Here is a 26,642-nt window from a genome sequence, read left to right as displayed (position 1 = left end):
AACTGCATATATTTTATGAAAATGACAGTTAATAAGTCAGTTTTCAATAGCAGAATATAAATATATAGAATTAATTTCACGTAGCTGGAAGGAGGTGCATAGGGTTAGCTGGAGTCTGGGGGAATGACGTCTTCACTTCACGGAACGCGCGTTCTTGTTCCACTCTTACCTCCCGATCGAGGAGATTCGAGAGGGAGACCGAGAACTCCCACAACTTTACCTTCCTCCAAGAGCGGATCAAGAACCAGACATTCAAGAGAAGATAGGAAAGCAGAACGAGAACCAATTCCTTCCTCACGTCACAAGTCCTAGTCCTGATCCTGAACTCCTCAAGAGAGCGGAAGGCGTTCTCTATCCCCCACCTCTCCCTATACATCTCGGCAAGGACTATGGCATCATAAAGATCCATCTCCTTCCTCACGAGGAAGGCAATAATCTTGCCGTCTTCCTTCCTCAGAATAATGAGATAAGCTCCACTCCCATGTCTCACGCAGAGAAATCCAGTATATCTAACTCCGCCAAAACTCACATCCACATCTTGCAACATCCCCTTGTACTTCTTGTACATCTGGGCCTTGGCAGATATGACGAAGTCCAAGCCCAACTCCAAGAGGAACCTAATCACTTCGTTCACCGCGAACTCCCTGTCCGCGAAGACCATGACGAGCCTCAGCTTGTCCTCCTCCAACTCCTTCACGATTACCTCCATCACCGCCTTGAAACCTTCAGCTACGTTCTTCACGGTCACTGGGATCACGTCCAAGAAGCTCCTCGTCCTCCCCAGGAGGAAGATCGCAGCTTGAACCAGTCCCCACGACGTCCCCTTAGTTGGCTTTATCCTACTCAAGAAACTCTTGTCAGCGTGATATTGAGGTATGGCATGGAAGTCCACTGCTACCCTCCTGTCCCTGACTCCCCTTAACGTCATCCTTCCCATCTTCCTCAACGCATCCCTCACGTCCTCAACTTGAACCGCGTTCAACTTTCTCAACGCTCTTCTCCCATCTTTCCCCAACCTGCTCAAGTAGCTCCCACTCGCCTTAAGCAAGGCACTGAGGAGTTCCTCAGGGAAAAGTATTTTAGTGAGGACCGAGTAAATTATCTTGAGGGCGGACCTGGCGAAGTCCCGGTTGAACTTCGCCGGTTTAGTTGTATTCTCATGTTTCATATATTCAGGTTCGCCCTCGTATATACAAACTTTTCTCCAGAAATTCTCATCCTCTCAACTTTTTCTGTATTCCATTCATCTCGTTTTTTACGCAAAAAATGAGATTCCCATACTGACGTGAGATTCAAGTCCTAGCTAGGATACTACTTCAAACACGAGAAGAGTTGAAGGAGGTGAGGAAAATGATAGAGGGTAATGTGCCTCAAGACCACGTGTTACTCACGATTCCCGGAATAGGGAAACTGGCAGCTGGGATTATAATTGGGATTGTGGGTGATATTAGGCGCTTCCCAAGACCTGAATCCTTCGTTGCTTATTGCGGTTTAGACCCGGTGGTTGAGAGGAGTGGTAGGATTGAGGTTAGAAAGGGTATCTCCAAGAGGGGTAACAAGTATTTGCGTAGCTTGTTTTATTTCCTCGCCGAGACTCAATACTCTCGTAACCCAACTCTCCTTAAGTTCTACGAAGCTCACAAGGACAAACTGAAGGGTAGGAAACTGTACACTGCCTTAGCTAGGAAGTTGCCCAAGTATAGATGGAGTGTTTGGTATAATAATAAGCCTTATGAGGTGAAGTGACCCTCCCCTAATCGCCACGCGGATTGAAAGAGTCCGCGTGGCAATAGTAGCTGATACTATGCTCAAAATTCGACCGAAAGATTTATTACTGAACGCCCGCACGGGAGTGTTCTCATGCAGTCATCTTATTCGATAAGTATTAGTAAAATTATATTAGATGATCTCTAATATACTGTACTCCGCTCAAATAGGCTAAGTTCAAGGGAGTTTTCTCGTCTGTGAAAGCTTGCGGGTACATGACGTTCAACAAGTCCAGGCTGTAGTCAATCATCGCCCTGCTCCTGTTTACGGCCTTCGTGTCCCTAGCTAGCCGAACTAAGTGCGACCTACAGAATGAGTTGTAGCTCTCCACGGTGTGGGTGTACTTCTTGCCCACAACGTGGTGATACAAGACTTGATAGATTGGGTAGTCGTCGGTGTAGTGGACCTCGCACTTGGGGAGTGACAGCCAAAGAAGACGGAAGGTGTTGTAGTCCCTGTCACCGGTGACAAAGAAGGGGACTCCGTCGATCAAAGCGTTCCAGATCCAGAGGTTCTGTCGTCTGGGACCGCGTCTCACGCGGACGTAAGTCCAGCTCTCGTCTAGGACCGCGAACTTCGACCTGAAGGCCTTCAATTGGGCTTGCAAGATCGACAAGTCAACGTAAGCCTTCAAGGCTGCCCTCTTCACCGAGCTGTAGACCGTGGTCAAGGGCCTTCCCTCAACCTTGGATATTCCCCTCAAGCTCATCCTGTTGGTGTACTCCCTCAAGATTCTCTCCCTCTGCTCCCTGCTCATCCTGTGACTCGCAGTTCTGTAAAAGGTCCTCCCGCAGACCTTGCACTTGTACTTGCTCTTTCCTCTGGACGAACCGTTCTTGATCACGCGATCCGAGTAGCATTTATCGGAAAATCCTGGCAGTTCAAGAGGCCCATAAAAACTTTTTAAAATTAGAGCCTTTAATTTTGGTATGACCAAAGAATTGACGAGGGAGGAGTACTATAAGGCATTGGAAAAGGCAGTTAACGAGGTCATACTATCCATGACTGGAACGAGGAAGGACGTTGCAAAGAGGCTCGTCCTGGGGGCGGTTGTGGGAAGAAATGCTACCGAGATAGCTCAGGAGGCCGAGATGGACTACGAGACCGTGTTGAATAACTTAGACAAAGCAGCTCAAGCCAAACTAATCGAGGTCGTGAAGAAGTTAGTCGGGGATCATCCTGTCCTTCTCATAGTGGACGACATCCACGACCACAAGCTCTACGCTAGGGCCATGCCGGTCTCCAGAAACGGGGCGCAGATCTTCTACTGTAGGGCGCACAAGAGGTTCGAACCCGCGATCCAACTCCTTGTGATTGGCATCAAGGATCTGGTGAACAACCAGATCTACGTGATCCACATAATTGCCTACATACCCCGAAAGGTGGAAGAGGAGCTCAAGCGTAGGGGTGAGGAGGTGAAGTTCAGGACCAAGATAGATGCCCTCTTGGAGTTTCTCTCCTCCCTCTCAGGTTTGAATGTGAAATCCAAGGTCTTCGACTCGTGGTACGTGAACTCGAGGACTCTCCAAGGGAATACTGTGGGGGAACTCAAGTCCAGCGCGCGAGTCGTCGAGGGTGGTAGATCCGTACCCGTTAGCGAGTTCCCCCCAAGGGGAGTACCTGGTGGAGTACTTGGGGACTCCCATAAAGTTACTTGTTATAGATGACTATAAGGGTTACGGGAGGAGGTATTTCTTCTCCACCGACCTTAACGACACGGCTGAAGATATCATAACGACCTGGGAGAACCGTTGGGACATCGAGGTCTTGATCAGGGAGCTCAAGGCCTTGGGACTCGAGGGTGGGTCCTTCTTGACTTGGGTTAGGAACTCAGGCTTCGTGGCCTTGAAGGCTCTCTCTCCTCGTTGTCCAATACTTCAAGTACTCCACGGGTCTGGTACTCGGGGCCAAAAGGTTGGCCAGATTGATAAAAAGTATTTACCGTGAGGCGGGTGGGATCAAAAAACTGTTCAAGAGGAGGAGAAAACCGTAAAGTGCTATCCGAGTTGCAGGAAGGACATCTCGGTCTCGCGTCCTTCCTCCTCTTTACCCCGAGCTTCTTGGTGTAGTAATACAACGTGGAGGGCGGTATATTGAGCTTCGTGATCTGTACTCCCATCACGTAAGCTGCAATGGCTAATGCGATTTCCTCTGGCTTGTGCTTTCGGGGCTTAAGGTTTAAATTTCTTAGGACGAATAGTATAAGTTGTGCGAGGGCTACGAGGTTCATGATGCCTACCTAAAGAACCTCGAGGTCCTCGCACATAAGTCTTTTCAATCCCACACGTCCTCAAGTCTTCAGGTCCACTCGTTGTAACGACTACAAAAATCCTTGAAGAGATTTCTCCATCACCTTAATATTTTTACAGGTACTTATCGAATAAGATGACTGCATGAGAACACTCCCAACCCGCACATCTTGTATCTCAGCACCAGCCTTTCGGGATATAGACCCACATTTGGTGGTGCATCATCAGATTATATTATGTGATTTTTTCATATTGACCTATATAAACTTTACGGTTTATCGGAAACTGCTGATAACGGCTGAAACACAAGAGATAGAAGAGCTGACCAAGTTAATCAGAGTCTACTTTCAATTAGACGAAGTACTTAGCTTCGTATTAGAGGAACTTGAAGATGACGAGGTCATAGCAGAGCTCTCTGCTACGAAAGATAAGATAAGGAAAGCCATTGAGAGGATGATAAGCTAATTCTAATTGAGTTAACTCCCCGGTTAACTAAGAAAAATTCTATTTAACTAAAGAGGAAAATCGAGGTAAGGTCGCTATAAGTTAACTTTATTCCTTCTGAATCAAAATAAGAGTAGGGAGCGGGGTCAGTTGCAGGGTAATTCATCAGGGTTCAGTTCTGACCCCACTCATCATTTCCCCGCTCCCCGATTTAGTTCTTGATTTTGGGGTTTAAAAATCTTTCCGTTTTTATTTGTACCAAATTAGTATCCCTATAGGAATAATATTTGGATAGGAAGATAGTGTTAACTCCCCAGTTTATCAACAAAAAATTCTATTTAACTTTCTTTTCCAGCTCCTCAACTCTCTTCTTCAACTCTTAGATTTCTATACTATTATCTAAAGACGCAGATAATTATACCTTAGTAAGGTATAGCGAAATTAATAGGAATCAAACAGTTGAATGGTGTAAAGTTGGAGAAGACAGACGATAATGATTTTAGCTTATGATTATAATGTTTTAGTAGGATCTATTCAGTTAAGTAAAGATAGATATTTCGGATTAGAGATAACCTCGTGTTGGCTAAATAGTTTATACTGTGAATAAGGATTTTAGAGATAAGGGATTAGTATATGCTGTGCTTAGTCACTCGTTAAGAGTTGCAGATACGAGAATACTTACTGTATGGGTAGATGAAAGAAATGTTAAATCTCAAAAACTATTAGAGAATTTAGGTTTTGAAGGGCTTTAAAAATTGACGAATTCATGTATTCAGTTAAGGAAAATCTTCGTCAACTTAATATTTTATTTGGGCAAAACTAAAGTAGCTAAGACGCCGGTTGGAAAATATTTGAAAGAATTTGGCTTAAAAATATAACGCACTTATCGTAACATGTTGATTTTTAATTGTTTTTATTGATTTCTTAAAATAAATTATTACGAATTATACTAACTTATTTCCTAGTAGAGTATTCTGTATACCAAATTATTACTTTGTTGATTTGTTCAATTTGTCTCATTAAAACGATATTGTATAACACTAATTTTTCAGTAATTAATATTTATTTCAACGTTCCTCTCAAGCTTACACCCTAATGCCCGGAGCCCTACCGACTACAGAATTCGCCAAGTGAACCATCCACGCGTAAGCCCAGAACTTGAGCTTAGCCTCAACTACTTGTCCAGCAAAACTTGTTGCCCTAACCGATTCCCCAAAAGTACGCTTCACCGCAGAGAACAAGGACTCGACCCTCCACCTAACGCCATAACCCTTCTCCTCCCTCCAACGATCATAACCCAACTTCCTAAACTCCCGCACAGCCTTACGTCTAGCAAGATGGCCCCTTTTAGTAGAAGCGTTCTTCTTGGGAGGAACTACAACCTCAACTCCGGTCTTGTAAACCTCATTGGCGTCATATGTCTTATCTCCATAAAACTTCTTGACCTTCTTTCCCTTATCTTGAAGATCCTTAACTGTTTTTACAGCGCTTTCAACCTCGTTGCTAGTGACCTCAGCGTTTATCACGTTGAATTCGTTATTGTCCATTACTATCTCGATCTTGAGGAATTTTGAATCCCTAGTCTTACCCCACTTGGCAACAATGTATTGTCCTCCCGTGTTTGTGCTAATGCCTGTAGCGTCTGCAATTACTTCAAGTTCGTCACTTGCCTCGGGGAAGGTTATTTTCATGTTCCTCACTCTCTTCCATATTGTTGAGTAATCGAGGCTTGTGGGGATGATCTTCAATTGTTCTAAGGCTCTTAATACTCCTTCTATTGCTCTGTAAGGTAGGAAGATGTGTAAGAATGCTAGGAATTCGTTGAACTCCTTCGGAGCTTTATACTTTGTCCTAGCGTTCCTGTTCTCCTCTGCTAATAAGTCCCACCAATGTTCGAATACGTAGAAGGGGAACATCAACTTATATCTAGTAATGACGTTCTCGTCGTACTTGCTCCAGTCCCTCTTGTACTTACTCTTTTCCATAGGTAATACTTAAACGAATAATTTATAAACTTTTTGTACAATTCTGAAGCAATCCACAAAGCACCAAATTATTTTAAATTTAAATATAAGCTTAATCTATCACTAGAACCTGGAGGATATTCACGTATCTTGGGAAATTCAAGTTTCCTTAGCAAATTGTAATATCTCATCTGAAAAAGATAACTCGATGAAGAAATTGTTGTGTATATGTTTATGCTTAATAGTGCGTCTTTAGGAAGTATATTAAGGGGAACGTGATAGTTCTTTCACTTAGTACCGTTAACAAGTTATTACTTCGCTAGTGCTTTCAGAAAGTTTATAGCTTTAGGCAAAGGATATACCACTAGATCATAGTCTAAGAACTTTTCCAAAATACTAGCGTTAGTCCCCATGGGAATTTTTAACTATTAAGTCAGCTAGATGATAAAATAATGATTTTAAAATAGGATAGAAAACCCTTGTTAACATTGTAATCAGAGCATGAATGGCTCTTCATCTTTTCTCTGTTTCTTCTTCCTCATCACTTAGGAATTTGTTTAGAAATTCGTCTACATATTGTTTCTCCCCAAATATAACTATATCGTCAATTGATTCATCATAATACTTTTTAATTTTATTTATCAAATTCGTCATATTATATATATCGAAGTCTAGAACTTCTCCCCCAGATAGCTTATCTTCTTCATATACAATTATTATCATGTTTTTATACACGGAAAATCTAAACGCAGATATTATTTTGCCATCTTCAACTTTTTTATAGAGCATTATTAGCATTAGGGGTTCTGTGATTCCATGCCTGGTGTATTCAGCATGTTTTATCATGAAATAATAAGAAGAGAGGGTGAATATATTTTTACTTTTGGCTTTTCTCAATGTACTTTTCGTAGAACGAAATGGCTTTTCTCAGATTAGTTACCTCTTCTTCATAATTGGCTAACTCTGAATATGCCCTAGCTAGGAAAAGATAATCTTGAAGTTTTTCAGCGGTTTTTATTGCTTCTTTAAGGAATTGTAGAATTTTCGTCCTCCTATAGATGTCATAAAGGATGACAAGCTTGTCCTTACTATCCTCAAGATTTCCTATTTTTTCCAATATCTGCGCAAATAAGGATGGATCTTTATTCGATAGCTTATATAATGGTTTCAATTCACTATTATGATCTCCAAGTTTTTCATAAATCTGTATTGCTTTCCTTAAATCTTCCTCGTCGTCTGATATTGAAAGTATATCAGCTAGAATTTTTTCATTTCCTAAAACTATGGCGATATCTTTAGCCTTTTTTAATAGTTTATTGTCATTATAGTATTTAGCCAGTGCTGCATATGCTATTGCAAGCTCCTCAGAGGGAATATTAAATTCCTCCAATAATTCTCTCGCCTCTTCTATATATCTGATTTCTCCTAGTGCTAGACAAACTTTCACTAATAATTTCTTACTTAGAACATTTATCTCTCCTCTCGAGTTTAATACTAATCCCTTTAATGTGTTATACGCATTTAATAGCTCCCCTTTTTGAAAATAAGCTAAAGATAAATTGTATAAGATTACATTTTTGTCTTCATTATTTAGATTGTAATTGCTAAGTAGTTCTTTAAAGGTTAAAATTGCTATATCTGGCCTTCTCTTTTCTAGGTATATTAGCCCCAAAATATTTAGGACAGTAGGGTTTTTCTTTTCAATTTTGTTTGCAATGGATAGTGCTCGATCCAAGAACTCAGTATTCTTATATTTCTTATATAAATTGTGATATTCTTGGATAAGCGAAATATATAGGGTATTTCTCTTCTCTTTGTTCCTCTCCTTTTTTATTTGTTCTTCAAGTTCCACTATTCTTTCCATTTTATAAAATTAGGAAATGGGGCCATAAAACTATTATGGAAATCTTACTGTTTTTCACTTAACTGTATAATTAACGCTCTATATATTTAATAGTCCTTAATAGTTTCAAGTATTGTCTTTTCTTAGAGTTTGATAAAATATTTAAACCTTCTTTTACTAATACATTTTTATGCCAGTTTAGCATTTATCGGAAAATCCTGGCAGTTCAAGAGGCCCATAAAAACTTTTTAAAATTAGAACCTTTAATTTTGGTATGACCAAAGAATTGACGAGGGAGGAGTACTATAAGGCATTGGAAAAGGCAGTTAACGAGGTCATACTATCCATGACTGGAACGAGGAAGGACGTTGCCAAGAGGCTACTCTTGGGGGCGGTTGTGGGAAGAAATGCTACCGAGATAGCTCAAGAGGCCGAGATGGACTACGAGACCGTACTGAATAACTTGGACAAGGCAGCTCAAGCCAAACTAATCGAGGTCGTGAAGAAGTTAGTCGGGGATCATCCTGTCCTTCTCATAGTGGACGACACCCACGACCACAAGCTCTACGCTAGGGCCATGCCGGTCTCCAGAAACGGGGCGCAGATCTTCTACTGTAGGGCGCACAAGAGGTTCGAACCCGCGATCCAACTCCTTGTGATTGGCGTCAAGGATCTGGTGAACAACCAGATCTACGTGATCCACATAATTGCCTACATACCCCGAAAGGTGGAAGAGGAGCTCAAGCGTAGGGGTGAGGAGGTGAAGTTCAAGACCAAGATAGATGCCCTCTTGGAGTTTCTCTCCTCCCTCTCAGGTTTGAATGTAAAAGCTAGGGTCTTCGACTCATGGTACGTGAACTCGAGGACTCTCCAAGGGAATACTGTGGGGGAACTCAAGTCCAGCGCGCGAGTCGTCGAGGGTGGCAGATCCGTGCCCGTTAGCGAGTTCCCCCAAGGGGAGTACCTGGTAGAGTACTTGGGGACTCCCATAAAGTTACTTGTTATAGATGACTATAAGGGTTACGGGAGGAGGTATTTCTTCTCCACCGACCTTAACGACACGGCTGAAGATATCATAACGACCTGGGAGAACCGTTGGGACATAGAGGTCTTGATCAGGGAGCTCAAGGCCTTGGGACTCGAGGGTGGGTCCTTCTTGACCTGGGTTAGGAACTCAGGCTTCGTGGCCTTGAAGGCTCTCTCCCTCCTCGTTGTTCAATACTTCAAGTACTCCACGGGTCTGATGCTCGGGGCCAAAAGGTTGGCCAGATTGATAAAAAGTATTTACCGTGAGGCGGGTGGGATCAAAAAACTGTTCAAGAGGAGGAGAAAACCGTAAAGTGCTACCAGTTGAAGAAGTTGTAAAGGTTTCTCGTAACTATCAAGTAACAATACCAGCGAAAGTAAGACAGAAGTTCCCAGTAAAGGAAGGAGATTTAGTTAAGGTAATTTACGATGAAAATGAAGGAGTTGTAAAAATTCAAATTTTAAAGAGCTAAAACCAATTTAATAAATCATAAATTTTTTCCATAAAGCTTTTCTTATTTATTTCATAAACTATTTCAGCATTAGGTTTGTCAGACCAACTAGTGTCGGCATCAAATCTATCCACTAGTGTCATACCTCTGGTAATATTATCGGTGTTGTCTATTACTACAAACCTTTTTTCTCTTCTCGTTGCTATACTTCCATCGATAGCTATGGCAGTTGTAATTGCATCAGGATGAGGATGACCATTTATCTTCTGTACCGTTGAAGAGTATTGTCTGTAGTGTAAATACATTGAAACGTAAAGTTCGCTCATTCTAGTCTTCATATTTTTGATTACATTCCACTCTTCATCCGTTACTGGGTAATTGATTATTACATCCCACGGTATCATTGTAATATCGAAACCAGCGTTAAATACTATTTTAGCTGCATCTGGATCTACCCAAATGTTAAACTCTGCTACTGGTGTAATATTACCTATTCCGAATACTGCACCACCCATTACCCAGACTTTCTTAATTTTCTTTACGATCGAATTATCCAATAAGTAGGCTAAAGCTAAGTTAGTTAGAGGTGAAATCGCTAAAAATTCCAATTCTCCCGCATATTCATTTGCTAAATCTATGATCGCTAATGCCGCATGTTTCTCTTGGGCTTTTAACCTTTTAGGTTCAACCGTTACATCGCCTATTCCACCTTTTCCATGTACCTTCTCAACTGTTATGTAATTTTTTAATAATGGCTTATTCGCACCGGGATAAACTGGAATTTCACGGTTGACTTGTTCTAAAGCCCATAGTGCGTTCTTTACCTCTTGTTCGTACGATATATTACCTTCAACAATAGTTACTGCAACTACGTCAATGTTGTTCTTTAATAAAAGATATAGGCTTAATACGTCGTCTTCAGCGGTATCACAATCTATTATAAAGTGTCTCATGCTTATTCTACCACAATAGCAGGACTTAAAGGTAATGCTTGAGATTTCTTTCCTTTTACATCCGGTACCGTTGGGTCTTCTGCGTTGTATATTACTATTTCTGAAACACCTAATCTCCTTAATAGGAAATTCATATTCTTTACTATTATTTGCTCTTCATCTATTTCATTATTCAGTAGATAATCTCTTATAGCTTTGTCTAATTTCGATACAACAACGTAAACTTTTTCTGCAATCTTATCTTCAGTGTTTGCAGTGAATTCCCTTAATGGAATTTCCTCGTTAACAGCTTTTATTGCGTTTTTCATTAATTCTTTGACTTTCTCGCTCTCGTTAATGTATATTATTACTTTTTCGGCTTTTTTATGTACAATATCCTCCAGTTCCCTTACATTTTCTATAATTTTATTAATGTAGGATATCTCTAGTATGGCATCTGGATACAGATTTAATTCATTTGGTTCTGGGTACTTTTCCAAAGAAACAAAAGTACTTGAAATTTTATGCCATAATTCTTCTGCAATATGTGGTACAAATGGTGCAAGAGCCCTTATCCATATGGATAATATTTTCCTTATAACCTCTTGATTGGGTATTTCAACTAGATCAAAATAATCTCTTAAAATCTCGTAAATCTCATATAGAAGTAAATTCACGGCATCCCTATACTTAAAAGATGTGATATTATTATTCACCTTTTCTATTATATCCCTAACTTTGGAGGATATCCATTCGTCTGCTGTCCTTAACTCTTTAATCTCAGTATTTATGCTCAACAATCTATCTATTAGATCATAAATCTTCTTCAGTTGCTCGGCAATTGGATTTACCAAATTCTCATTAAAGTCTAAATCTTGCAGTAGGTCTGAAGTTGAGGTTAACGCTATTCTTACCGGATCCACGCCAAATTCCTTGATTGCTTTGGATAATGTGTAAATGTTTCTTAGGCTTTTACTCATCTTTCTTCCTCCAACTCTCACAAAGCCATTGATTACAATTCTCTTAGGTAGGTACTTTTCACCAAAAATTGCAAGATGGTTATAAATATAAAATGGTATATGATTTTGAATTAAATCTCTTCCGGTATGTCTTTGATCCACCGGATACCAATATAGGAATTCCTCTCTTAGTTGGATAAGATCTGTACCGTACTTCCTTTCAAGTTCTTTAGCATCTCCTTTTCCTAGAAAGATAAAATCAAAGATCTCCTTTTCGATGTTAATAGGCATTTTATAGATCACGGTGTATAGAAGAGTGTATAATGTAGAATCACTTAAACTTTCAACAATTTGTGACTCATCCCAAGGTAATTTAACCCCTATGCCTCTACTTCTCCCTATAGGTTCTTTTCTGGCATTAAATACAATTTTTTCTAGCTCGGTCTTAGTCGGATTCGGTATTAATTCGATATTATTTATAGCCTTAAGTGCTGACGCTTTCCACTTAGGATTATCATAAGCTATAAACCATTGATCCTTTATCCTTTTAGGCACGATTTCAGATCCGCATCTACAGTAAATTGGACCATTGGAGATTTCATAAATAGTATCGTAGATATTTAGGGATTTCAATAATTCTATTGTATTTTTTCTAGCCTCTTGAACTTGCTTTCCGACGATGTTTTCCTTTACGTATTGTTTTAAGAAATCAGGGACTAAAGACAATATTATATCCTTCATATATCCCTTATAATATTCGGTTTTGTATATACTTTCCATGAAGTCCTTTAATGCATATGGATTCTTAGTTTGCAAAACTGCACTTTCACCGGGTATCTCATCAAGTTCTTCAGTCTCTACTACTGGTATTACTTCAAATTCCTTATTAGTCTCGGTCATCGCTAAATAGTGAAATGGATCGTGAGCTGGATAGCTCATTACAACTCCAGTTCCTAGGGAAGGATCCACGTACTTGTTTTTGATAATCTCAAGCTTTCTTCCAGTTATTGGGTTTATTGCATATAATTTAACGATATCTGATGTAGTGATAGTCTTTACTAATTTCATATTCTTCTGAAAGGATAATTTCTTGTAGGCCTTTTCCGATATTATAAAATTCTTGCCCTCATATTCGACAACCACATAGTTAGCATCATGGTTTACCATTAGTGCTACTACTCCGAATATTAGCTCTGGTCTTGAAGTTGCTACCATGAAATTATAGGAATCGCTGCCCTCAAACATGATAACATTCATCGTAGTGATTTCTGGTTCTATGTCACCCCTTGTATCATGCATACCTACTGGGAAACCATCATTAGGACAATATCCAACAACATCATCTTCAGTTACTAGATAACCTAGTTCCTTTAGTTTACCTAGTTGCCAATGTATGAACTTCTCAAATCTAGGATCAGTTGTTGTAAAGGTTCTCCTCCAGTCAATACTCATACCGATGCTTTTCGCTGTATTTTTCATTTCCTCTTTAAAATATTCAGCCAACTTATATGGATCTTCCAGCTCTTTGATTTTATCTTGTGGTACTTCATAGACATTCTTAAAGAACTCAATCACGTCAACCTCTCCTCTTCTTATTGAATCAGCTATAGCTAAAACAGGTGTACCCGTAAATTGGAAAGCAAATGGGAATAATACGTTATAACCCTTCATCCTTAAATATCTAGCGTAAATATCTGCAGTAATATAAGTCCTTCCATGACCTACATGCATTGGACTATTTGTATAAGGAAAAGGAACCGTTATGAAAAACTTAGGCTTAGAGTAGTCCATATTTGTTTCGAATACTTTACTTTTCTCCCATTCCGCTTGCCATTTAAAAGCTATGGAGTTGAAGAAATCACTATACATAAAACTAAAATACCTTTCGATCTTAAAAACGTTTTAACTTAAGACTTTTTGTATCCAGATAAGCTACCCGGTTTCTGGTTTGTACCAGATAACCTAGTAGCCTCTTTAATTCCTAGTATTATACTACTTATACCTATGATACCAACAACGCTGATCACTAATAGAAATCCTATATCTATAGCATCAAGATTAGGTATTGGATTTCCAGTCGATATTGCAAAATTATCAATAATGGGGAACCCTATTATGAGCAAACCTACTATAGTAAATACTAAGCCACCATAATAAAGCGTTCTTCCCGCGGTTTTCCTTGCAACGTATGATATTTTTTCCTCAGTTAACTTCTTTGCTCGTAATATATTGCCAAATATAGCCCCAAAGATTATTTGCATAATCATTGTCCCTATTCCAAACATTAATCCAGGTAATGGTGCGTAAACTATTGAGGGTAGTTGAGGCGCTAAAACAAACGTTATTATACTAGCATAAGCTCCAAAACCAAAACCAGCAATTAGACCATGAACTATAGTCATCTTTAAAGGCACGTCGTGCAATTCTGCTCCAGTAGTTTTTGTGTTATGATATTTGCTTTTAAATAGAACGTCTATTGGTAGATGCAAATATCTTCCTTTTAGGATATAAGAGCCTGCAATAGCCATAACGATACCGACAATGGTATATACTGGACCATCCAAATTGTATTTTTCATAGATTGCTGCTAGACCTATAAAACCTATTGTGGTTAAAAATGCTCTTTGAATAGTAAAACCTAAGGAAAATAAAAATCCAGCTTTCATTCCTCCCTTTGAACTATATTTACCTATTGCATAGCTGAACGTTATTGGCCATGTATGTTCATCAGGAGTTGCACCATGTAGCATACCTAATATTACTGAGATTAGAAGAATTTCTGAAATGGTTAATCCTTCCGGTGGATTTAGTAGTGTGGATATGCTTATCATTTTCTCACTATTATTAGGGTAGCCCTAATAAGATTTAAATTTTTCTGTCTATAATTTTAGGTTAGATGATTGATTCGCCAGCGTCTGAAAAATGATGAAAGTCTTAAGTAATGATACCTTTGGCAAAATTAAAATACAAATTTTCCAAATTTGCCTCTTATAAACACTCCTAATCCTAAAAATGCTACTGCAAATCCTATAACTGCTGGAACTGCCTGCCTCCACTGCGGAGTTAAAAATAGCAAATCAATAACCCATATTGTTATTATGATGAATACCGTTAAAGGAACTAGTATCAATAGCCATGTTACAACAGAATACTTGTCCTTCATAATATCCCCATACTTAAATTAAGGTTATAAAGTTTATGCGTATAAATAATTTAATTGTTAATTGTGAAGTTTTTCAAGAAATTTAGCTATTTTTTAATACTCTTATTATCTCATTGTACATTTCCTTATCCCTCTCCTCTATTCTCTTTAACGACCAAGGAAGCAATCCTTTCTTCTTAACTCCGTTTATTACAGATTTTAACCAAGACTCGTAAACTTTCCCAGATTGTAGTTTGTAATAGAACTCTTTTAATGTTTGTAAGGCTTCATCTTCATTAACGCCTTTTACATTTACTAAATATCTTGATGCAACGTAAAGTATAAATCTCTTCCTTGAATCTTGTAATCCCATCTCTAAAACTTTTTCTATCCATGAATAATCTGACGATTTTTTGGGCTGTGGCGGAAATTTTCCTTCCACTTTAAACAAAAAATTTCCCTCATTATCATAAATTGAGGAAGAACCCTCAGCATACTCTATATATCCAGCTGGTGTATCATCAGGATAATGAAGAATAATTTTTTTGGCTTTTTTCTCTTGACTCACAATAGATGATTAGTCTTCAAGGAAAAAAATATAGCTTAAAATTTGTACTACTTCTCTAAATGCAAATATTAGTAGAACTACATCCCAAGAAAAAACCGGAAAAATTACTAAATGAAATAAAAATTTTATCGTCGTTTGATGGATTTGATATACCGGACTCACCCATGGGTATGCCATCACCTATACCGACTTTTGTGGCTTCTTTAATTAGATATTCTCTATCTCTAGACAGAAAAACAATAATCATAAACCAAAGGCTATTAGATGTCAATGAATTATTTATCCGTTCATTATCAATAACCGCTAAGATGTTAGATGCCCAAATAGCTTTCACAAAGGGGGATAAACCGAAATACGGAAAAGAAGTGGGTTATTTGTCATCAGACGAGGCTGTGAATTTGGCAAAAGAATATGGTGTAAAAAGCGGAATGATGATAAGTTTAAGAAAAAATGAGAATGAAATTATGGCCAGATTGGATTCAAATGCCGATTTCTTCCTAGTTCTTAGAATGAAAGATGTAGATCAGATTAAGTATTATGGTCCAAAGCTTATTGAAAGAGCAATACCTTACTTAATAGTAATGACTGATAAGAATAGAGAATTAGTAAAAAGCCTCGATCAACCTTCTTTTGTAGAGAATGAGATATTTTCAATTATCAATTCGCTTGATAGTATAGGAGTAAAGACAGTCTTAATTTCATCTCTAGGTGATTTAAGCTTCTTCGAAAGGTTACACGCAAGACTATAAAAGATAATGAGAAAACTAAATTGATTGAGCGCGAATTTGTCCTTCAATATTAAGAATCTCCTGAGCGTGCTCTGGCATTTTGTTTATTAAATCATTCAGCTCAAGATACCAATAATTTTCCTTTTCACTATCCACTAGTTGTATGTAAACTTTCCTCCTAGTTAGTATAACTTTTTTAATACATAAGGAACTTTTACTACATTCAACAGAAACTTCTCTCTTATAGAGTATTGTTAAAAGTTGCTCTAGACTATGCTTAATCTCTTCACCAATATTTATCTTTTTACCCTCAACTAAAATTTCTTTTATTCCCTTCTTTTGTTTATGGCAAATCTCTTGCATATTGCATTTTTCGCTTATAATCTTTACATATTCATATAACTCATTCTCAATTGATGAAATATGATAAATAAATAAGTTAGTGTCCATTTCATTTCCATCAAAATTTATCCTATTTTCGTTTACCTTGATATAAAACGATTTTTTCGCGTTTCCGCATTTTACACTTATGGTAGCGCTCTTATTATTCCTACTCACAATAATCATAATATTACCTACGGAAGCTACTAGTTTTGAAGGTGAATAGGATCTAATAGTATACACTGTACAAAAATTTTCGTATGCAGCTTTCCTAATAACATTAAAAACTATAGTGTCAGTATAAGCTAATATCGTATACATTCATTTACCCTAGAAATAATTTTTTCAAAGTCATCTAAGTTAATAGTTGGTACAAAAATTCCCCAACTCTCATCGTTTAGTGAAGGCATGCTCATTATCGCACTTAGAAGTCCTCTACATATTTCTATAGAATTATCCCATTTATCCTGATTTTCCGTTACGTAATCCTTTAGGAACATAAGAGCATATAATATCTTCCCTTTTCTCGCTAACTGTAATGCCGTTTCCATCTAAAGGAATTATGGAAAACATGTATAAAAATGGTTAACTATAATAAAAGGGTAAAATGAAAGAAGAATCCTATCGGCTCCTCGAATATGTCGTAGAACACGGTCTGGAGGGAACTCTTACCGCCTTGGAGACTAATAAGGGGATACCGATTGTTCTAGTCAAGGAAGATCCTCATACGCTAACTACAATTCTCTGCATTGATGGTATAGCTAGAAGGATAACAAAAAGATTTACTAGAACCACAGTTCACAAGGCAATATACGAGCTAATAGATGAGATAGAAAGCATGATATCGCAACCTATAGAAGAATTAAGGATCTCGCAAAAAGTCTCCTTCGAGAATTGCATAGAGGAAAGAGGAGAAGAAAAGCCAAAGAGAAAAAAGAGAGAGACACCGAGACTACCATCAATTGACGAATATAAGAGAATCGAAATTCCACAAAAACACGTTATTCCTTTATTGTACTTAGGTGATAGAAAATACTTGTCTTTAATATTGGAATTAGGCATAATAGATATTATAGAATCGCTATCTTCTTCACCAATTATTATTGAAAACAATCAAGTTACACCATATAAAATTAGAGATATGAGAGCAGTATACAACGTCCTTTCGTTATTTAAATTGGATAGATTTAATAATTCGAATCCATTCTCTACAATTAGTTTAAATAGAAAATTCCTAACTTTCTTCACTGCGCTATACAACGATGTTGAGGTGTTAGGTCAAACTTCTATCAGTATGTTACAGAGAAATTTAAAACTAGTAAAGCATAGAGTGAAGATGTTCTCAGCAAGTAAAAAAGGTAATTTACATACCGAAGAAGTTGAGATACTAAATAATAAAAATAGTTTAGAGAGAAATGATATCAGAGTTGGTTTGTTCTTAAGAAGTAATGATGGAAATACTGTTCAGATTGGCGATATAAATCTTGGAGAACTTCATGAAAAGAATGTATTTACAGTAAATGAATACATATATTCTTCACTATATATGATGGAAGACGATGATTATTTATTTTTTGATAATATATTAATGAAGTTACTAAACACTTACATCGCAAAGAGTAACTACTCTAAGTTAACTAGGGATATAATAGAAAGAGAAACTAACATTAATTACTCGATACCAATAGTGATGAGAACAATGGCAAATCGTATAGAACTGGCTAATCCAATCCTATACTGGTATTCTAAAGAGATTTTAAACAGTGATGAAATATGTATAAATTGTCCTATTATCGAATATGTTAACAAGTTTAACGAGTTTCTAAATAATTACGTAAGATTAGGATATTTCAGAAGCGTTTTCCTTTAGTAAAAATATATGCACCTAATAAGAAGGCGAGTACAATAAATAAGAATAGTGTATAATAGTTGATATTCACATCCATACTTTTTTCCTCTACTGATATAATATTGGCTGGAATATAGAAATTACTCCCGCCTTTTATTAATGGTATTATTAGGGTTATGTTCGTAGATGAGTTAATCCAAACTATCCTTACGTATTCATAAGACGTTGATGAGGGAAATATTATTGGTAATGGAAGTGAAAATTGACCATCTGAATTTGTGTAACCTTTATAATAAAGTTGCAAGGATGATAAATTATCGCCAATATAGATATAGAATTCTTGATTCGGAACAGTAGTGCCGTTATTTCCTAAAAATTCGAACGTTAAAAGACTTTGTAATCCTATTATGAAATTTGGAGAAACAAAGAAAATTCTTGAGATACCATTATCGGTTCTCCATCCAATATAACTTATGTTTGACCAAGGTATTGGTGTAGTAATGTTTAAATAATATGTTCTACTACCGTTAATAATTTCATATAGACTTATATTATTATTGTTGTTCAAAAACACTATATTCAATAACCCTCCTCTAATAACTGGTAAAGTGTTGTTGATAATCTTAAAAGCTGAGTTTGGTAACTTAACTTGCAATTCTCCATTATTTACTGAATATAACAGAGCATAAACTTTTTGTGAGAGATCAGGTTTTGTCAAATTCAAATTGCTTCCTAAAAGTTCAATCCCGACATTACTTCCATTATAATATGTAAAGTTAACCGTCAGAATGAGATAATTTAATCGTGACATATTGTAGAACTGAATCACGTAACTACCACTTACTAGACCTTCTACAGTTTCGTAATTTGGGGTTATGTTAATAATTTTGGCAACTCCAAGTTTCCATGTTGGAGAGCTAACAATATCTGGTGATAAGTAAGTCTCTCCAGCTATCATCGGTTGACTTTCTGCAAACTTACCTAGTGTGATGTAATATATGTAGGAAAGACCATAATTTTGAAACCAACCTGCATATTTCACCTCAGACCAAGGTATAGGAGTTATATAAACTAATCTAGAAATGTTGCCGTTCAATGAAATATAGACAACTGTTAAATTACCATTTACATTTGAAAATTGAATGGAAAGAAAACCACTTACGCTAATAGGTAGATTATTTAGTACAATTCTCAATTTAGTGTTAGGGGTCTTTACTAGTAATTGGCCAGAAGTTACAGAATAAATTAATACATACGGCTGTTGATTTGCTGGTTTTTTCAAATCTACATTTCCACCTAGTATTATAGCCCCTGCTTGAACGCCTGATAAATAGCTATACTTAGTTGAGTAATTGAAGTTATAATAATTGGAAAAATTTACTTCTTGTACAGTATAACTGTAAGAAGAACCTACTACTAACTCATAAGTCGTATTATGAATCACTGTTGCAGTTCCGTTGGACCATAATGGACTACTGTAAATATTATTCCCAACTTGTGCATACGATAAAATCTTTACTATGTTAGGTGATATTATCACTATCGAGAAAGATGAGGTTATCAGTGCAGAAAGGGAAAGTAATAATACGATGAATGCTAGTAGTGCTTTCATACTTTCATCCCCCTTCTTATTAATAGCACTAAAGATACTATAGTTAGGAATATTGAAGCATAGCTCACATATTCAATCTTTTCATCAGAAATCACTATGGTATACTTACCTGGAGGGAGAATTATTGGGTGATTTACTACTTTTCCGTTAATAGTTAAGCTCTCATGTATCGGAAGGTAAATTGAATAATTTGAATCTATAACTTCAGTAATTTCACCAATCATGATACTTGTTACTATTTTAGGCTTATAGTAGGATGAAAAGATTGACTTATTATCTACAGTTACTTTACCTCCTATTATGGTTAAGGAAGTATTGGTAATAATCTGAATTGTATAGTTCTTTACTAAACCTTTTATTCCACTAATGTTCTCAATCCGCGTTGGAAACACTATTGAAATTTTTGATGGTGTCACGTTAGAGTAAACCATAAGGCCTAATGGTTTATTAAAAGGTGAGTAAATTACCTTAACTGAAGAATTTGAGTAAATGTATGAAAATGTTAATTGTGGAGTGTAGTTAGGTATCGCTGGAATTGGAAATCCAAAGTATAGGGGATTCTCAATAACACGTGAGTTATATATAAAGTACCTAACGTTGTAGGATATTGATTCGGTGGGCATTCCACTAGCGGTGAGATTAAGATCATTAACTAACGTCGTAATTCCAAACCCATACTCTCCGGGTTTGGGTAAATTAGGCAGATTGTATGTGTAAAACGTAGTATTTGCATAACCCGAAATTACGCCGTATGAAAAACTAGTAGCGGATAAAATAATTAGACCACTCAACAAGGTCAGGTAAAGGATACTAATATCCCTTAAACTTCCTAATGTTAAAATAGTAGCAAGAAGAATTAATGGTCCAGTATTTATTCCTAATATTAATAGAACAAATGATATAAAAATCATATATAGTATTTCGATATTTTTAAATCTCAGTTGATATAAAAGAACAGATATTGAAACTAAGATAATTGAGATGAGAATTTCTATGTTAGATACGTTAAATGTGAATTTATCGTAACCAAAGATTAAGAAGGGAATTAGCCAAAACGCATTAACACCTAGAGCATATAATAGGAAGTAATACCTACGGTATACTAATGGAATTACCAGAGTAGATATGAAGATCGGGATAGAAGATGCTGCAGTTAGCGTTAGAATTGAATAGAGTACTTTATTCTTATTATATGCAAAGAATAGGACTAAAGGTAGAAATGCGTATGAAAAAACCGAAATTGAGTGAGATATTATAGGATTAAATATATTAATCTGATATAGCAATGAGAAAAGTAGTGGATATTTCAAATTAAGCCTCTTAAAGACATAATATGATATTAAACCGGATAAGAATGTAAAAATTCCCAGAAACACTTCTGCTGTTATCAAAGGGTTCTTTATGATAAGTGTTAAAAGATAAGCCAAAAACCAACTTGCTATTAAGTGCTGATTTGAATTATAACCTATTTCGTATATCCAAGGTAAGTATAAGTGGGAGAAATAAAATGAGCTTGCTGACCAATAAATAAAGGAAGAATCGCTTGGGTATCCTAACATTATTGATGCAAAAGATGCGGGAATGAAAGACAAATATGGGAGAATTTTTCTTAACGTAATTCTAGTAATTCTTTTGTCTTCAACAATTATCCCTATTATTCCAAACATTAGATAAAAGTATGATATCTGTGAAATCTGATTAGCTAGTGCTTCATTATTTGGAAATATTATACCGGAATAGATTAAATATAAAATACCCGAAATGATTATAGCCCTTGGTTCACCTCCAAGTTTTATTAATAGGGGAATCAGTAATGCCAATACAATTAATAAGAGGTAGAGATTATTTATAATTAAACCCGGCGCAAGGGTTATAAGAATTGAATAAATCCATTTATTATTTTTCCCAATAATCGAGATCAACATCAGAATAGATAATATAATCAGTTTTTGTAATTGGATAGTAATAATATGTAATAAAACTAATGATGCGAATAGAACTGTTGGTACAATCAAGGACAGTTGAGATTCATAAAGGATAGACAAGGCGGAGGAAATAAAGAAGAACCCTATGAACGATTCGTATAATGGAAATTCAAATATACCTATAATATTTACTATACTCAATATGATTGTCGCTATACGCTTATCCATATTGAGCGCAATAATTATTTTCGCATGTTATTATTAAGCTTAATCATCACCTCCTTATTTGCTATTATTCCTAATACTCTTGTCAATCTCATTGCCTATTTCAACTGCCCTCTTATATGATGCCTCTATTGTCTCAATTAACGCTGACTTAACGCTCTTAGCTTCCATAACCATGAGTCCCCTTATTGTGGTACCGACTGGCGTAGTCACTTGATCACGTAATAGCATAGGATGATCTATTTTACCCTCCTTAAGCATAATTATAGTTCCACTTATCATATCCAAAACCGCATTGTAGGCTATCTCTCTTTGCATTCCACAAGCAACTGCACCTAAACTTAACGCATCTATAATTTCAGATATAAAAGCTGGACCACTGCCTACTAGTGCAGTCCAAATATCCAAGTATTCTTCTGGAAGCCAGTATACGTTACCTAGTGTCTTAAATATGTTCTCCACTAATTCTCTACTTTTCCCGTTATTCTCAGCAATTGTAGTAGTAGACTTATATACTATTGCATTAATGTTTGGCATGGCTCTATAAACCTCAGCATTATTAAGTAGGGTAGATAATGTAGATAACTTAACTCCTGCCATTATTGAAATTACTACCTTATCTCTCCATGACTCTATGCCAACTTGCCTTAGAACAGTAGGAAAATGCTGAGGCTTAACGCTTAAGATAATTACATCTGATTTATTAACTGCATAATTATTATCCTTAGTAGTCTCTACCTCTAGATCTTTTACATTTCTTAAAGTCTCATCTTTTCTCGCAGTAGCAATTACGTGGATGCTAGGATACTTTAGCCTTATTGCCCTTACTATTGCAGAACCTATTTTACCAGCTCCTAATATTCCAATAGTTAAATCTTCCATAATTTTCAAAATGCTCTGGAACTTAAATATTCAGACGGGTAAGTTATCTTCACCACTCCATGTGGTCCCTTATCATCACACACTTTAAGATTTCTCAGTTAAAATTTTAAGCATATATCTACCATTATCAAGCATCCAATGATTGTTATTAAAGAACACATAAACGTACTTAGGATTCAACGAGATTATTTTATCTGCTAACTCCTTTAGTTCCTTCTCAGAGTAATCATAAGTGTACCAAACATCTCTTCCATGCAATCTTAGGTAAATGTAATCGTTATTCTTTATAACATAAGTACCTATTGGTGAATCTATTGAGACAATTACACAAGTAACATTAAGGGGCTTTAAGTACCATTGAATGTCCCTAAACTCAACGGCCATTTTATCCTTTAATACTTCAGCAAATTGAAATACTCTCTTCTCATTTTCTGAATTCCTCTTAAAAGTTGGTGGTAATTGAAACAAATAAAAATCTGGATTCAATGAGTCAACTATTTGTTGAAACTCTTTCCAAGACTGAAAATCTTTTAGCCTTTTCATGTGCGTGATTCTCCTATTTACCTTTACTATCCATCTAATCTCCTTAAATTTACTCCACCTTTCAACTTGTTTTCTTGTAGGATATCGATAAAACGACATATTAACCTCTACTGCGTTAAGCCCACTATTCTTAACATACCACTCTAAAGTATCATCATCATTCCAGTCATACGTCCAGCCAGAGGTTCCAACAAAAATCTTCATAATACCTTTAATCCGCTACCGGTTAAAACTAATACTGCATCGTTAACACTGTATTTCTTATAAGCAGCAAATACAGTAGCAGAACTATATTCTACCAGCAGTCCCATTTTAGCCAATTCTTTCCAAGCTTCTACTATTTCATTATCGCTTACAACTATGCATTCACTAGAAGCCTTTACCATATAATCTAGTAGAAATGGTCTAGTTGATACTAAAGCGTCTGCAATGGAGGTAACCTTGTCTGGTGGTGTGTAAGAAATCTTTTTGAATTTAGCACAAAGTGGCATAACTTGCTCTGTTTGGACTGCTACGATTTTAGGCATTTCCGATATGACACCAGAATCTAGCAAGTGCTTGAACCCCTTATAAACACCTAAAAGTAAAGTTCCTGCTGATACTGGAATGAAAACATAATTAGGAATTTTCCAATCTAAATCCTTTACAATTTCATATGCCAGAGTTCTAATCCCATCTCTAAATTGAGGTTGTAAAACATGTGATGCGTAATAGTAACCAGAATTCTCTGCAGCTTTTGCTACATCTTCTCTACTCCCCCTTACTCTAACAACGTGAGCACCGTAGGATTCTATTTGCTTAAGTTTTCCTCCTTTTGCCGTTTCAGGAACGAAAATGTATGCCTCAATACCAGCAGCTGCAGAATACGCAGCTATTGCTGATCCTGCATTTCCAGAAGAGTCTTCACTAATTTGTTTTACACCTTTTTCCGCAAGATAAGAGACCAGAGTCACTGCTCCTCTATCCTTGTATGATCCTGATGGATTTAAGAAGTCGAGTTTAAACCATATGTTCCCCTTTTTAATTAATGGAGTTCTTCCCTCTCCTAGGGATATGAAATGTTTGATGTAAGGGAAAATCTTTTCACTATAGGGAAAACCTCTCTCAGAATTCTTATCAAATTCAAAATCTATCAGGATCTCGAATGGTCCTCCGCATTTGTTACACTTAATCTCGTATATACTTTCCCTTTCCTTTCTGCATTTCATACAAACCTCTTTTACCATACTACTAATCACGAATCTAAAGTATATAACAAGTTTGCTAGCTTTGATTATATAGGAACCTAAGAACGGGTTAAATGATAAAACTTATTCATATTATTACTATTAAGCTATAAATTCTCTTCCTAATATACTAAACGTACATTAAGTAAATCAGTTTAATGCCTTCTCTTCTTGAAGGTTAATTAAATTAATTGATTTGTAGGTCAATGATGACAATGTGAACTTATTTTGCCATTTTTCTAACTACGACAAATATTATTGTAACAAGAATTATTAATACAAAAGATGCTCCCCAAGCTACTTCGTTTAAGTTTGAGTAGCCGCTAAACGCATAATTATATATCATTACTGGAATTCCAGTAACAGCTGTATTAAAAGTCTTTATATAAAGGTTAGCAGTGGAAGAAGTGAGGAAAATTATGGGAGCAGTCTCGCCTATTATTTTTGCGAAGCCTATTAATAGACCATTTATTATTCCTCTTCTTCCTATATACATGACTAATTTTATTACTTGCCAGGTGGTTAAACCGAGGGAGTAGGCGACCTCTTCGTAAAGCTTCTTTGGGATTCTTAGGGCTTCGCTAATTTGTATAGTTGAATAGGGCAACATGACAATTGCTAATGCCATAGCGGCCGTAATCCCATTTAATCCTAAACCAATTTCTACAACTAGAATTGTGAATATGACTATACCTATGACAATAGTTGGGAATTCCACCATTAGCTCTAAACTTGCTCTAATTAAACTAGCTATTTTTGACCTTTCGAAGAACGATAAAAAAACTCCAGTAAATATGGAGATAGGAGCTGAGATTAGCACTGCTAATGAGACCATGTATAAAGAGCCTTCTAGAGCTGGACCTATACCGCCTAATCCCTCGCCGGGATTTGGAGGCAAATCTATAAAAAATCTAGGTCCATAACTAATTATAACCTTTGATCCATTTACAACTACAGTGTATAAAAGAAATGTTATAGGAAGTAAAAATAATATAACTAATAATGTTATAAGGGAGACAATTACAGTATCTTTTCTTCTCAAGATCTCATCCTCACGATTAATTTAGAGATTATTACAAATATGAATCCTATTACAACAAGAAATAACGCAAGTGCAAACATTGCATTATACTGGATTCCATACGCAGTTCCAAACTGACTAATAATTAAAGATGATATCGTATAACCCGGTTCAAATAGGTTCGGTGAAATGTTTAATACATTGCCTATTGTAAGGCTTACTGCCACAGTTTCTCCAACTGCTCTTCCAAATGCTAATGCATATGCGCCCAAGAAAGCCTTTTTAATGTAGGAAAGCTTCAGCGTAATTAACTCCCACTTACCTAACCCTAGAGAATACACAGCTTCCTCAAAGGACCTAGGAACTTGAAAGTAAACTTCCCTTATGAGAGAAGATGCAAAAGGTGTTATCATAATTGCCAATATTATTGAGGCCAGTAATATACTAGGTCCATTAGTAGTTTGGTGAAGCCCAACGTGAGAGCTTAGAAACGTAAATAATGTGCGAGATAAAAATGGGCCAAGTGATAGAAGACCCCAGAATCCATATAGCACTGTAGGAAAAGCCGCCAGAAGATCTGACAGGTTAACTAGAAAACTTTTAACTTTTTTTGGAGAAATGTCATTAACAAAAATGGAAAAAGCAGTAGCAAATGGGATAGATATCATTACGCTTAACACACTTGTTACTATCGTACCGTAAATCGCTGCTAAACCACCATACTGATCGTAAATAGGATTCCATATATTTTTAGTATAAATCGAAAGACCAACTTTCTCTAAAATAGGAATAGAATTATACACTAATACACTCAGTATCAATATAAAAGTAAAGACTACTACAGATGAAGGTATAAGTAGAAAATAAAAAAATTTTTCTCTTTTTCTTTTAATTGTTATCATTT

Annotated in this window: 24 protein-coding genes and 4 pseudogenes; 8 read left to right on the top strand and 20 right to left on the bottom strand. The window is 36.5% G+C overall.

The genetic code is table 11. From position 1 onward, the window contains the following. Nucleotides 1-76 precede the first annotated feature (76 nt). Nucleotides 77-1,168 (bottom strand): ISH3-like element ISC1359 family transposase, encoded by a 1,092-nt coding sequence (locus tag SSOP1_RS02585; protein WP_010923018.1) that lies wholly within the window; start codon nt 1,166-1,168, stop codon nt 77-79. Nucleotides 1,169-1,287: 119 nt separating this feature from the next. Here SSOP1_RS02585 and SSOP1_RS02580 point away from each other — a divergent pair. Next, nucleotides 1,288-1,746: pseudogene (locus tag SSOP1_RS02580) on the top strand (IS110 family transposase); the annotation flags it as partial. Nucleotides 1,747-1,894: 148 nt separating this feature from the next. Here SSOP1_RS02580 and SSOP1_RS16070 read toward each other — a convergent pair. Further along, nucleotides 1,895-2,626 (bottom strand): annotated as a pseudogene (locus tag SSOP1_RS16070) (IS1 family transposase); the annotation flags it as partial. Between the two features lie 70 nt (nt 2,627-2,696). Here SSOP1_RS16070 and SSOP1_RS02570 point away from each other — a divergent pair. Continuing rightward, nucleotides 2,697-3,760: pseudogene (locus tag SSOP1_RS02570) on the top strand (ISNCY family transposase). On the opposite strand, the pseudogene SSOP1_RS16785 reads toward SSOP1_RS02570, so the two are convergent. Then, a pseudogene (locus SSOP1_RS16785) lies at nt 3,755-3,997 on the bottom strand (IS1-like element ISC1174 family transposase); the annotation flags it as partial. The pseudogenes SSOP1_RS02570 and SSOP1_RS16785 sit on opposite strands and share 6 nt — an antisense overlap. A gap of 304 nt (nt 3,998-4,301) precedes the next feature. Here SSOP1_RS16785 and SSOP1_RS17360 point away from each other — a divergent pair. Continuing rightward, entirely contained in the window at nt 4,302-4,481 is a 180-nt protein-coding gene (locus SSOP1_RS17360; protein ID WP_173645075.1) for a hypothetical protein, read from the top strand. 578 nt (nt 4,482-5,059) lie between these two features. Beyond that, nucleotides 5,060-5,212 (top strand): GNAT family N-acetyltransferase, encoded by a 153-nt coding sequence (locus tag SSOP1_RS16065; protein WP_009991404.1) that lies wholly within the window; start codon nt 5,060-5,062, stop codon nt 5,210-5,212. Between the two features lie 333 nt (nt 5,213-5,545). On the opposite strand, the gene SSOP1_RS02560 is transcribed toward SSOP1_RS16065, so the two are convergent. From SSOP1_RS02560 to SSOP1_RS02550, 3 genes are all read right to left on the bottom strand, one after another. Beyond that, nucleotides 5,546-6,445: an IS5-like element ISC1058 family transposase gene (locus SSOP1_RS02560; protein ID WP_063492719.1), complete on the bottom strand. Its 900-nt coding sequence runs from the start codon at nt 6,443-6,445 to the stop codon at nt 5,546-5,548. A gap of 492 nt (nt 6,446-6,937) precedes the next feature. Continuing rightward, nucleotides 6,938-7,270 (bottom strand): hypothetical protein, encoded by a 333-nt coding sequence (locus SSOP1_RS02555; RefSeq protein ID WP_014511544.1) that lies wholly within the window; start codon nt 7,268-7,270, stop codon nt 6,938-6,940. Nucleotides 7,271-7,301: 31 nt separating this feature from the next. Beyond that, nucleotides 7,302-8,288, bottom strand: a complete 987-nt coding sequence (locus tag SSOP1_RS02550; RefSeq protein WP_009991402.1) for a tetratricopeptide repeat protein — start codon at nt 8,286-8,288, stop codon at nt 7,302-7,304. 253 nt (nt 8,289-8,541) lie between these two features. Between SSOP1_RS02550 and SSOP1_RS02545 the strand changes: the two genes are divergently transcribed. Together SSOP1_RS02545 and SSOP1_RS02540 are read left to right on the top strand one after the other, a co-directional pair. After that, nucleotides 8,542-9,606: an ISNCY-like element ISC1217 family transposase gene (locus tag SSOP1_RS02545; RefSeq protein WP_010923767.1), complete on the top strand. Its 1,065-nt coding sequence runs from the start codon at nt 8,542-8,544 to the stop codon at nt 9,604-9,606. A 1-nt stretch (nt 9,607) separates the two neighbouring features. Beyond that, on the top strand, nt 9,608-9,766 hold the full coding sequence (locus SSOP1_RS02540; protein WP_063492718.1) for an AbrB/MazE/SpoVT family DNA-binding domain-containing protein: 159 nt from the start codon (nt 9,608-9,610) through the stop codon (nt 9,764-9,766). On the opposite strand, the gene SSOP1_RS02535 is transcribed toward SSOP1_RS02540, so the two are convergent. From SSOP1_RS02535 to priX, 5 genes are all read right to left on the bottom strand, one after another. Next, complete coding sequence (locus tag SSOP1_RS02535) at nt 9,763-10,698, bottom strand: nucleoside hydrolase (protein ID WP_009991400.1); 936 nt, start codon at nt 10,696-10,698, stop codon at nt 9,763-9,765. The two genes, SSOP1_RS02540 and SSOP1_RS02535, sit on opposite strands and share 4 nt — an antisense overlap. Nucleotides 10,699-10,700: 2 nt before the next feature. Then, on the bottom strand, nt 10,701-13,505 hold the full coding sequence (gene leuS / locus SSOP1_RS02530) for a leucine--tRNA ligase (RefSeq protein WP_009991397.1): 2,805 nt from the start codon (nt 13,503-13,505) through the stop codon (nt 10,701-10,703). Between the two features lie 38 nt (nt 13,506-13,543). After that, complete coding sequence (locus SSOP1_RS02525; protein ID WP_009991396.1) at nt 13,544-14,467, bottom strand: hypothetical protein; 924 nt, start codon at nt 14,465-14,467, stop codon at nt 13,544-13,546. 128 nt (nt 14,468-14,595) lie between these two features. Further along, the gene (locus SSOP1_RS02520; RefSeq protein WP_009991395.1) at nt 14,596-14,799 is read right to left on the bottom strand and encodes a hypothetical protein; all 204 of its coding nucleotides are present in this window, start codon (nt 14,797-14,799) and stop codon (nt 14,596-14,598) included. Nucleotides 14,800-14,881: 82 nt separating this feature from the next. Then, the gene (gene priX / locus SSOP1_RS02515) at nt 14,882-15,346 is read right to left on the bottom strand and encodes a DNA primase noncatalytic subunit PriX (RefSeq protein WP_009991394.1); all 465 of its coding nucleotides are present in this window, start codon (nt 15,344-15,346) and stop codon (nt 14,882-14,884) included. A 59-nt stretch (nt 15,347-15,405) separates the two neighbouring features. Between priX and SSOP1_RS02510 the strand changes: the two genes are divergently transcribed. Then, on the top strand, nt 15,406-16,095 hold the full coding sequence (locus tag SSOP1_RS02510) for a hypothetical protein (protein WP_009991392.1): 690 nt from the start codon (nt 15,406-15,408) through the stop codon (nt 16,093-16,095). 15 nt (nt 16,096-16,110) lie between these two features. On the opposite strand, the gene SSOP1_RS02505 is transcribed toward SSOP1_RS02510, so the two are convergent. Together SSOP1_RS02505 and SSOP1_RS02500 are read right to left on the bottom strand one after the other, a co-directional pair. After that, on the bottom strand, nt 16,111-16,776 hold the full coding sequence (locus tag SSOP1_RS02505) for a hypothetical protein (RefSeq protein ID WP_009991390.1): 666 nt from the start codon (nt 16,774-16,776) through the stop codon (nt 16,111-16,113). Beyond that, entirely contained in the window at nt 16,761-17,006 is a 246-nt protein-coding gene (locus tag SSOP1_RS02500) for a hypothetical protein (protein ID WP_009991389.1), read from the bottom strand. Before SSOP1_RS02500 ends, SSOP1_RS02505 begins: the two co-directional genes overlap by 16 nt. A 56-nt stretch (nt 17,007-17,062) precedes the next feature. Here SSOP1_RS02500 and SSOP1_RS02495 point away from each other — a divergent pair, with 56 nt between their 5' ends. After that, nucleotides 17,063-18,325 carry a hypothetical protein gene (locus tag SSOP1_RS02495; protein WP_009991388.1) on the top strand — a complete coding sequence of 421 codons (1,263 nt, stop codon included), beginning with the start codon at nt 17,063-17,065 and terminating at the stop codon, nt 18,323-18,325. On the opposite strand, the gene SSOP1_RS02490 is transcribed toward SSOP1_RS02495, so the two are convergent. The 7 genes from SSOP1_RS02490 to pstC all read right to left on the bottom strand — a co-directional run bounded on the left by SSOP1_RS02490 (nt 18,306) and on the right by pstC (nt 26,640). Then, a complete protein-coding gene (locus SSOP1_RS02490; RefSeq protein WP_009991387.1) occupies nt 18,306-19,916 on the bottom strand; it encodes a hypothetical protein in 1,611 nt (536 codons plus the stop codon). The genes SSOP1_RS02495 and SSOP1_RS02490 overlap by 20 nt on opposite strands. Beyond that, entirely contained in the window at nt 19,913-22,069 is a 2,157-nt protein-coding gene (locus SSOP1_RS02485) for a hypothetical protein (protein WP_010923010.1), read from the bottom strand. Before SSOP1_RS02485 ends, SSOP1_RS02490 begins: the two co-directional genes overlap by 4 nt. 54 nt (nt 22,070-22,123) lie before the next feature. Next, nucleotides 22,124-22,948 carry a pyrroline-5-carboxylate reductase gene (gene proC, locus SSOP1_RS02480; protein ID WP_012713866.1) on the bottom strand — a complete coding sequence of 275 codons (825 nt, stop codon included), beginning with the start codon at nt 22,946-22,948 and terminating at the stop codon, nt 22,124-22,126. 84 nt (nt 22,949-23,032) lie between these two features. Beyond that, nucleotides 23,033-23,695, bottom strand: coding sequence for a DUF72 domain-containing protein (locus tag SSOP1_RS02475; protein WP_010923008.1), 663 nt, complete (start codon nt 23,693-23,695; stop codon nt 23,033-23,035). Further along, nucleotides 23,692-24,717, bottom strand: a complete 1,026-nt coding sequence (locus SSOP1_RS02470; RefSeq protein ID WP_012717377.1) for a pyridoxal-phosphate dependent enzyme — start codon at nt 24,715-24,717, stop codon at nt 23,692-23,694. Before SSOP1_RS02470 ends, SSOP1_RS02475 begins: the two co-directional genes overlap by 4 nt. A gap of 223 nt (nt 24,718-24,940) precedes the next feature. Further along, nucleotides 24,941-25,759, bottom strand: a complete 819-nt coding sequence (locus SSOP1_RS02465) for a PstA family ABC transporter permease (RefSeq protein WP_010923006.1) — start codon at nt 25,757-25,759, stop codon at nt 24,941-24,943. Continuing rightward, entirely contained in the window at nt 25,756-26,640 is an 885-nt protein-coding gene (gene pstC / locus SSOP1_RS02460; protein WP_010923005.1) for a phosphate ABC transporter permease subunit PstC, read from the bottom strand. Before pstC ends, SSOP1_RS02465 begins: the two co-directional genes overlap by 4 nt. Nucleotides 26,641-26,642 lie beyond the last annotated feature (2 nt).

Origin of the sequence: Saccharolobus solfataricus (assembly GCF_900079115.1) — an archaeon.
Taxonomy (GTDB): Archaea; Thermoproteota; Thermoprotei_A; order Sulfolobales; family Sulfolobaceae; genus Saccharolobus; species Saccharolobus solfataricus.
This window is presented reverse-complemented; position numbering and strand designations above follow the sequence as displayed.